General features: G+C 47.1%; 9 protein-coding genes. 6 read left to right on the top strand and 3 right to left on the bottom strand.

Annotation, left to right across the window (positions count from 1 at the left end; genetic code table 11):
* Positions 1 to 51: 51 nt before the first annotated feature.
* The 3 genes from V7Z60_RS01235 to V7Z60_RS01225 are packed head-to-tail and all read right to left on the bottom strand — an operon-like array spanning position 52 to position 2,077.
* Positions 52 to 621, bottom strand: coding sequence for a GNAT family N-acetyltransferase (locus tag V7Z60_RS01235; protein ID WP_334115711.1), 570 nt, complete (start codon positions 619 to 621; stop codon positions 52 to 54).
* A 27-nt stretch (positions 622 to 648) separates the two neighbouring features.
* Positions 649 to 1,170: an LURP-one-related/scramblase family protein gene (locus V7Z60_RS01230; RefSeq protein ID WP_334115710.1), complete on the bottom strand. Its 522-nt coding sequence runs from the start codon at positions 1,168 to 1,170 to the stop codon at positions 649 to 651.
* A 37-nt stretch (positions 1,171 to 1,207) separates the two neighbouring features.
* Positions 1,208 to 2,077 carry a Cof-type HAD-IIB family hydrolase gene (locus V7Z60_RS01225; protein ID WP_334115709.1) on the bottom strand — a complete coding sequence of 290 codons (870 nt, stop codon included), beginning with the start codon at positions 2,075 to 2,077 and terminating at the stop codon, positions 1,208 to 1,210.
* Between the two features lie 178 nt (positions 2,078 to 2,255).
* Here V7Z60_RS01225 and V7Z60_RS01220 point away from each other — a divergent pair, with 178 nt between their 5' ends.
* The 6 genes from V7Z60_RS01220 (at position 2,256) to V7Z60_RS01195 (ending at position 7,401) form a co-directional block, all read left to right on the top strand.
* On the top strand, positions 2,256 to 2,945 hold the full coding sequence (locus V7Z60_RS01220) for a uracil-DNA glycosylase (RefSeq protein WP_334115708.1): 690 nt from the start codon (positions 2,256 to 2,258) through the stop codon (positions 2,943 to 2,945).
* A gap of 39 nt (positions 2,946 to 2,984) precedes the next feature.
* Positions 2,985 to 3,962, top strand: coding sequence for a phosphate acetyltransferase (gene pta, locus V7Z60_RS01215; protein WP_334115706.1), 978 nt, complete (start codon positions 2,985 to 2,987; stop codon positions 3,960 to 3,962).
* Between the two features lie 4 nt (positions 3,963 to 3,966).
* On the top strand, positions 3,967 to 4,425 hold the full coding sequence (tsaE, locus tag V7Z60_RS01210) for a tRNA (adenosine(37)-N6)-threonylcarbamoyltransferase complex ATPase subunit type 1 TsaE (RefSeq protein ID WP_334115704.1): 459 nt from the start codon (positions 3,967 to 3,969) through the stop codon (positions 4,423 to 4,425).
* Between the two features lie 271 nt (positions 4,426 to 4,696).
* Complete coding sequence (locus V7Z60_RS01205) at positions 4,697 to 5,992, top strand: sensor histidine kinase (protein WP_334115703.1); 1,296 nt, start codon at positions 4,697 to 4,699, stop codon at positions 5,990 to 5,992.
* A 1-nt stretch (position 5,993) separates the two neighbouring features.
* The gene (locus V7Z60_RS01200; RefSeq protein ID WP_334115702.1) at positions 5,994 to 6,764 is read left to right on the top strand and encodes a response regulator; all 771 of its coding nucleotides are present in this window, start codon (positions 5,994 to 5,996) and stop codon (positions 6,762 to 6,764) included.
* A gap of 232 nt (positions 6,765 to 6,996) precedes the next feature.
* Positions 6,997 to 7,401, top strand: coding sequence for a hypothetical protein (locus V7Z60_RS01195; RefSeq protein ID WP_334115700.1), 405 nt, complete (start codon positions 6,997 to 6,999; stop codon positions 7,399 to 7,401).
* Positions 7,402 to 7,537 lie beyond the last annotated feature (136 nt).

Below are 7,537 nucleotides of genomic sequence, written 5' to 3'. Positions count from 1 at the left end.
AATAAAACAGTCGTAAATCTGCATACGGCTGTTAATCTGAGTCGATCGATGTCAGACAGCAATTTGCAAGTGCTTATACTCATGAGCATCGATCAGGCAGGTTGAACTTCCCTTAAAGCCCAGATGACGATAAAGATGTTCAGCCTTGGTGTTTTTTACGTCGACGTCAAGACCGATTCTGGCTTTGTTTCGTTTGTGCGCAACTTTCGGCAATGCCTTGAGCAGGGCCGTACCGATGCCGCGCCCTCTGTATTTCGGCGAAACGACTAACGAATCAAGATACCATTCGTCAGGAAGCTCGGAATCATCCTGATCATACACGCTGTCACGCTTTTGAAGACCGACGGAAGGAAAGAAACGGCATAGAAGGGAATCAACTTCGTGCTCGTTTTCATTGGGATAGCCAAAAGCGATTCCTGCCACTTTTCCCCTGACGTCTGCGACAATAATTTGTGCAAGCGTTTTGCGGCACTCAGGAGTTTCGAAAGAGCGCTCCAACGCTTTGCAAAGTTTTCTGTCGTCGGCTTGTTTCAGCAAAGGCACCTCCATTTCATTTAAAATAATATGGAACAGTGCCATTATCTGCTGGGCGTCGTCTTCTTCTGCTTGACGGATTATCAAATTGTAAGTTCCTTTCTCTCTAATGCTTTAGTCAAATGCAAGGTTTCTGCCGCAGCCGAATCGCCGGTTGCGCGTCTTCGTCCCGGTTTTGGCCCAGTAATCAAGAATTGAAGCGATGCAGAAAAGCAATGCTTCATCTTCTTCATGGGAGATAATGAATTCAAGATAATCTCCGCTTGCCAATTGAACCTCATTGATGGTCATGATGCATTCCCGGCCATGAAAAACGCGGTAATTGTAAGTCGAAAGGTTGCCCATGATCAGCCAGTTGAGCTTTTTCACGAACAGCATCTCCCGGCTGACACCGTAATATCGGCGAATTGAGCCGGCATACCTGCGCTTTTTGTATAAATCAAACTTTGGCAGCATTCCAAGTGAGCGTTGCTTGATTTCAGCTTCAAGCAAACCGGATGAAGAGTAGACTGACATGACACCTGCATGCATCCCCCAACGGCCGTTGATAAGATAGACATTTGAGCCGTTTTCATCCGTAATCGTCGTTGTTCCGCGAGTTGACAGGCGATTGCGATACGAATATAGTTTGCGCACTTGAAACTCACCTCGATTCTTTTATCGAAAGACTTGACTAATCTTTGTTTGCCAATACTTCTTCAATTGCCTTGCCAACGCCGTCTTCGGTGTTGTTGACCGTCAGATGCCCGGCAAGCATCTTGATTTCATCGGTTGCGTTTCCGACGGCATAGCTGATGCCGGCGGCCTTGATCATGGAAGCATCATTGTTGTTGTCTCCGATGGCCATCACATTGTCCATTGGAACGTTGAGACTGTCGGCAAATGCAGCAAGCGCCACGCCCTTTTGAGCATTGACGTGGTTGATTTCGATGTTGCGGGAACCGGATGAGGTGATGACAAGATTCTTGTCCTTTGAAAGCTCATCTTTGATAGGACCGAGAACTTTCATTCCTTCCTGACTGAAAACAACGATTTTGCAAATCATTGTATGCGGATCATCGACGAGATCCATGTAATTGTCGACATAATTGATGTTCATCAGCTCCATCCGGGCTGATGCAAGCGTAACGGCCAGTTTATAGGAAGTATCAGGGCTGATGCTTGCAAGAAGTTCCGCAAAGTTTTCGATTCGCTTGGCCTTGTCGTCGGAGCAGACGCCCTTGTCAGTAATTACTTCAAAGTAGAGTCCCTTTTTATGCAGGGAAACAATAATTTTCCTTGCAACCGTATCGGGAATCGGTGCGGCGCTGATCATTCTGGCGTTTTCATCCAAGACGATTGCACCGTTTAGCGTGATCATAGGACAGGTAATGCCGGCAGCCTTAATCAACGGCTTGATTTCTTCAAGGGAGCGACCCGAAGAAACGACAAAGTGCACGCCAAGAGACTGTGCATGTTTGATTGCTGCGGCGTTGCCCGGTGAAATGACCATTTCGTCATTCAACAAAGTTCCGTCCATGTCAGATGCGATGATTTGAACCATTGAAATTAACCTCACTTTATTTGTCTGTCATCATAATTTTAACATGAAAACGCGTGAAAAACGATTAAGAGCGGATAAAAATCAATAATTTTCCAAGGATAAAATGAAAATTGAAATGTAAGCGAAAACATATGTGAATAGTTTAACATTGTGATAAAATAAAAGCGAGGGGCTGAAATTGAAGACAATTATCCATAACGAATGGCAGGAAGTGCTGGAATCGGAGTTTGAATCTGATTATTATGCAAAGCTGCATGTCTTTTTAAAGAATGAGTATTCAAGTCAGACGATTTATCCGGACATGTATCATATCTTTGAGGCTTTTGAACTGACCCCGTTTTCAGACGTTAAAGTGGTCATTTTGGGACAGGACCCGTATCACGGGCCAAATCAGGCGCACGGATTGAGTTTTTCGGTTCTTCCGGGCGTGGATATCCCGCCGTCTTTGCGCAATATCTACAAGGAGCTGGAAAGCGATCTTGGAATCAAGCCGGTCAGTCACGGTTATCTGAAGAAATGGGCCGAGCAGGGCGTGCTGATGCTTAACTCTGTCTTAACGGTCAGGAACGGACAGGCTTTTTCGCATAAAGGCAAGGGCTGGGAAAGACTGACGGATGCCGCAATCGAAAAATTGTCAGATCGTCCCGGACCTGTTGTCTTTATTTTGTGGGGACGTGCCGCACAGGATAAAATCAGTCTGATTGATACGACGAAGAATATTGTCTTGAAGTCGGCACATCCAAGTCCTTTGTCAGCGAGTCGCGGCTTTTTCGGTTCGCGTCCGTTTTCAAAGGCCAACCAGGCATTGATTGCGATGGGGGAGGAGCCGATTGACTGGCAGCTTCCTGAAACGATTGATGAGCTCTGATCAGGAAACAAAAGATTTATCAAGAGAGGTGCAGATAGTATGGATTTATTTGAAAGTTTGAAGAATAAGATTTCCGAAAAGGACATCAAGATCGTTTTCCCTGAAGGAAATGACGAACGCATCGTTAAGGCAGCGGTTCGTCTGGCAAATGACGGCATGATCAGGCCGGTCATTCTCGGATCAAGGGAAACGATTGAAGATTCAAATAACGGGCAGGCTTTGCCGGATAGCATCGAGGTAATCGATCCTGACAAGTATCCTTCGGAAGAATTTGAAAAGATGGTGGCTGCCTTCGTCGAGCGGCGCAAGGGCAAAAATACTGAAGAACAGGCACGAAAGATGCTGAAGGACGTTAATTATTTCGGAACGATGATGGTCTACATGGGAAATGCGGACGGACTCGTTTCCGGTGCCGTCCATCCAACGGGAGACACTGTCCGTCCTGCTCTTCAGATTATCAAGACGAAGCCCGGCGTCAGTCGGACGAGCGGTGCATTCATCATGAGCCGCGGTGATGAGCGCTATTATTTTGCCGATTGTGCGATTAACATCAATCCCAATGCGGAAGAACTGGCAGAAATCGCCGTTCAGAGTGCAAAGTCTGCGCGTTTGTTCGACATTGATCCGCGCGTTGCACTGCTCAGTTTTTCAACGATGGGCTCCGCAAAATCTGATGAGGTCACAAAGGTTCAGGAAGCAACCAGGCTTGCCAGGGAAATGGCCCCTGATGAACAAATCGACGGCGAACTTCAATTTGACGCTGCATTTGTCAAGAGCGTTGCGGAAAAGAAGGCCAGGGGCTCAAAAGTTGCCGGAAACGCAAACGTTTTTGTCTTCCCTGAGCTGCAGTCGGGAAACATCGGCTACAAGATTGCGCAGCGTCTGGGCAATTTCGAAGCGGTCGGACCGATTCTTCAGGGTCTGAATGCGCCTGTTTCCGATCTTTCGCGCGGATGCTCCGAAGAAGACGTCTATAAGGTTGCTCTGATCACGGCAGCGCAGACGCTGGAGGACTAAGATCATGCAGTTTTCCGTATCAAATGAAGAACTTACCCGGAAAATCGCCGAAAAACTTGCAAAATTCCTTCAGGCCGGCGACGTCATTTTGCTGGACGGAGATCTTGGAGCCGGAAAGACGACGTTTACAAAGGGACTGGCGCGCGGACTCGGCATTGGGAAAAACGTCAAGAGTCCGACGTTCACGTTGATTCGCGAATATCACGAAGGTCGTCTGCCGCTTTATCATATGGACGTTTACCGGCTTGAGGAAACGGGCGGCGACGATCTTGGCCTTGAAGAGTATTTCAATGGTGACGGAGTAAGCGTTGTCGAGTGGTCGCAGTTTGTTGAGGATGACCTGCCGGAAGAATTTCTGGTCATTCACTTCATCAAGGATGAACATGACGATGACAGGCGCACGCTTGTCTTTGAACCGCATGGAAAACGCTATGAGAAGCTGCTTGAATCATTAACGGAATGACATGGGTGAGGAGGCTGGAAGAAACTGACAGTTTCCAGCTTCCAAAAAATAATCCGACTCCGGAATCTGGAATTATCCAGATCAGGAGCCGGATTTTTGTTCCCTGAATTGAAAGAAATCAGTTGAGCAGCCATTATTTTACCTAATTCGTGGTCATCAGAATCAGCCGGGCATCATTTTCAATGGCCTTTTTGTCTCTGAGACGGTTCGGCTTTCCTGTGGTTTGCCGGACCGTAACTGTGTTATAATAATCCTCACTGGAGGGATGCATGTGTTCAATCGTCAGTCAATACATATAGCGCTTCTTCTATGGGGGTTCATTTTCTGTCTGATAGCCTTTCTGTGTCAGTTCATGAACCGCAGCTTTACAAAGGAGAAGCGGGACATCATGCTCAAGATGCAGTTTACGTGCGCCGTGCTTCTGCTCAATGACGCCCTTGCGTGGCTGTTTCGAGGCAATCCGACTCAAACCGGTTATTTCTTCGTCAGGTTCAGCAACTGTCTTGTCTTCTTTTCAAGCTATGTATTGCAGTTTCTGTTTCACAGATATGTCTGCTTCAACATTGCCTGGCGCGGGGGAGACCGGCTGAAGAAGACACTGGACGCCCTGCTTGTCAAGACCGGGTATGCCATTGCGCTGGTGGCAATGGTCATAATAGTAGTCTCGCAGTTCAATGACTTCTGCTATCATATCGACGGACATAACTTCTATCATCGCAATCCAGGCTACTATTGCGTAATTTCGATATCCTTCCTGGGGATGATGATAGATCTTGCTCTTCTGATCAGACACAGGAAGAGCATAAGCCGCGAGATATTCGTCTCGATGTGCTCATACATCGTCCTGCCGCTTGTCGCCACAATCATCCAGGCGTTTTACTATGGATATTCGCTGATAAACATTGCAATCACGATTTCCATGATTCTGATGTTCGTCCTGGCGATGATAGATCAGGGAAACGAGCTGGCGAGCAAGGAAAAGGAAGCTGCAGACATGAGAATCTCGATGATGATGTCGCAGATTGCGCCGCACTTCATCTACAATACGCTGACAGTCATCCAGGGACTCTGTGACACGGACCCGGCATCGGCCAAGGAAACCGTCGGTGACTTTGCAATGTATCTCAGGGGAAACCTGAATTCCCTGAGCATGACCGAGCCGATTCCGTTTGAAAAGGAACTCGACCACGTGAAGTGCTATGTCTCAATTGAAAAGAAGCGCTTTGGAGACAGGGTGAATGCGAAATACAACATTGGAGTCAGAAACTTCCTGGTTCCTCCGCTTGTCCTGCAGCCGATTGTTGAAAACGCAGTCAAGCATGGGCTGTGCAAGAAGGAAGGAGGAGGAACCGTCTCCGTCAGCACCAAGGAGAAGGGTGACGTGATACTGATCACCGTCGTGGATGATGGAGCCGGATTTGACGAAAATGACATGGGAAAGGGAAGAGTCGGACTGGACAATGTCAGAGAACGTGTCGAAAGCATGTGCCACGGTACGATATCGATAAGCAGCCGTAAGAACCTCGGTACGAAAGTTATAATATCCATTCCAAGAGAGGTGAACTGAATTGAAGATAATAGCAGCAGATGACGAGAAGATAGCACTGGAACAGCTTGTGAAGACGATAGAGGCTGTCAGTGACAATGCGGAAGTGACGTCATTTGAAAACCCGAGAAGACTTCTTGAATATGCAAGGGAAAACCCGTGTGACGTTGCCTTTCTTGACATCGAGATGGGTGCTTTGACGGGGATTGACGTTGCCAAGCAGCTCAAGCAGTGGTACCCGAAGATCAACATCATCTTTGTGACCGGTTACGATGAATACATGCACGAGGCATTCAAGCTGAGGGCCAGCGGATACGTCGAGAAGCCCGTGACCGAAAAGGCCATCAGGGAGGAACTGGACGAACTGCGCACGCCGGTGTCCTTCGAATCATCGGACAAGCTCGTCGTCAAGTGCTTCGGCAATTTTGAAGTTTTCGTCAACGGAAAGCCGCTTAAGTTCGAGCGAACGAAGACAAAGGAGATGCTGGCATACCTGATTGACAGGAAGGGCGGCATCGTCAGCTCGAGTGATATCAGGAAGGTCCTCTGGGACAAGACGGACCAGAGCGCAAATTCAAGCTCATATTTCCAGAAGGTCAAGAAGGACCTGGTGACGACTCTCAAGAAGGCTGGAGTTGGTGATGTTCTTGTGACTTCATGGAACAAGTACTCAATCAACACTGATAATGTCAGCTGTGACTATTATGCATACCTGAATGACCGTCCCGACGGAATCAGGGCATACAATGGCGAATACATGAATCAGTATGACTGGGCACGAATGAGCAGGTAATTATGAAAGAGACAAACGGCATTTTGAATGTTGTTTGTCTTTTTTGTTAACTGCAGTAATATTTTTGAATATATAAATAAAAATGTGAAAATATAGTGATCTGTCCCAAATTTGTCCCTTTTGCGTTGCTATAATGCAAGAGTTGAAAGTTTGAGTGCTGCAACCGTCATCCGGCGGTTGCCTTCAGACGAACATGAGAAAGAAAGTAAGATGGAAGGGGTACACTTGCACTATGAACAACTTCAGTAAAAAGACATTAAAGGCAGCCGTTATTTTTCTTGCAGCGCTATTTGCGCTGTTGTCATCAGGATTCGTTTCCGAAGGTCATGTTCATGCCGATGAGGTGGATCTTTCATCCTTGCAGCAGGAAACAGGCGGATTCCTTCCAAGAGATGACGGCTACAAGAAGTTCGTTGTCGACAAGGAAGAGGTTGAAGGCAGTGTCAGTGCGAGTGACTCAGTGAAGCAGACGACAGGTAAGCATTCATCGTCAGCAGGAAGGCACTCTGGGAAGGTTGCTTCATCAGAGACGGTTCATCATGATGAACTGCCTCTGATGGGTGAAGTAAGAGAAAGCAGCGCAATGATGATATTGTCAATGATTGTTCTTTCCGTAACTCTTTTCGTGACTGTGTGAAGGTCGTGAGAAAGCAGGCGCAGAGAAGGAATTTCTGTCTAAAATTAAGGGAGGTTGGGTAAAACTGATAATTTCCAGCTTCAAAAAAACAATCCGACTCAGGAATTTGGAATTGTCCAGATTAGGAGTCGGATTT

This window comes from Ligilactobacillus sp., from assembly GCF_036846325.1.
Lineage (GTDB): Bacteria > Bacillota > Bacilli > Lactobacillales > Lactobacillaceae > Ligilactobacillus.
The sequence above is the reverse complement of the archived record's forward strand: the minus strand, read 5'-3'. Positions and strand labels throughout refer to the sequence as shown.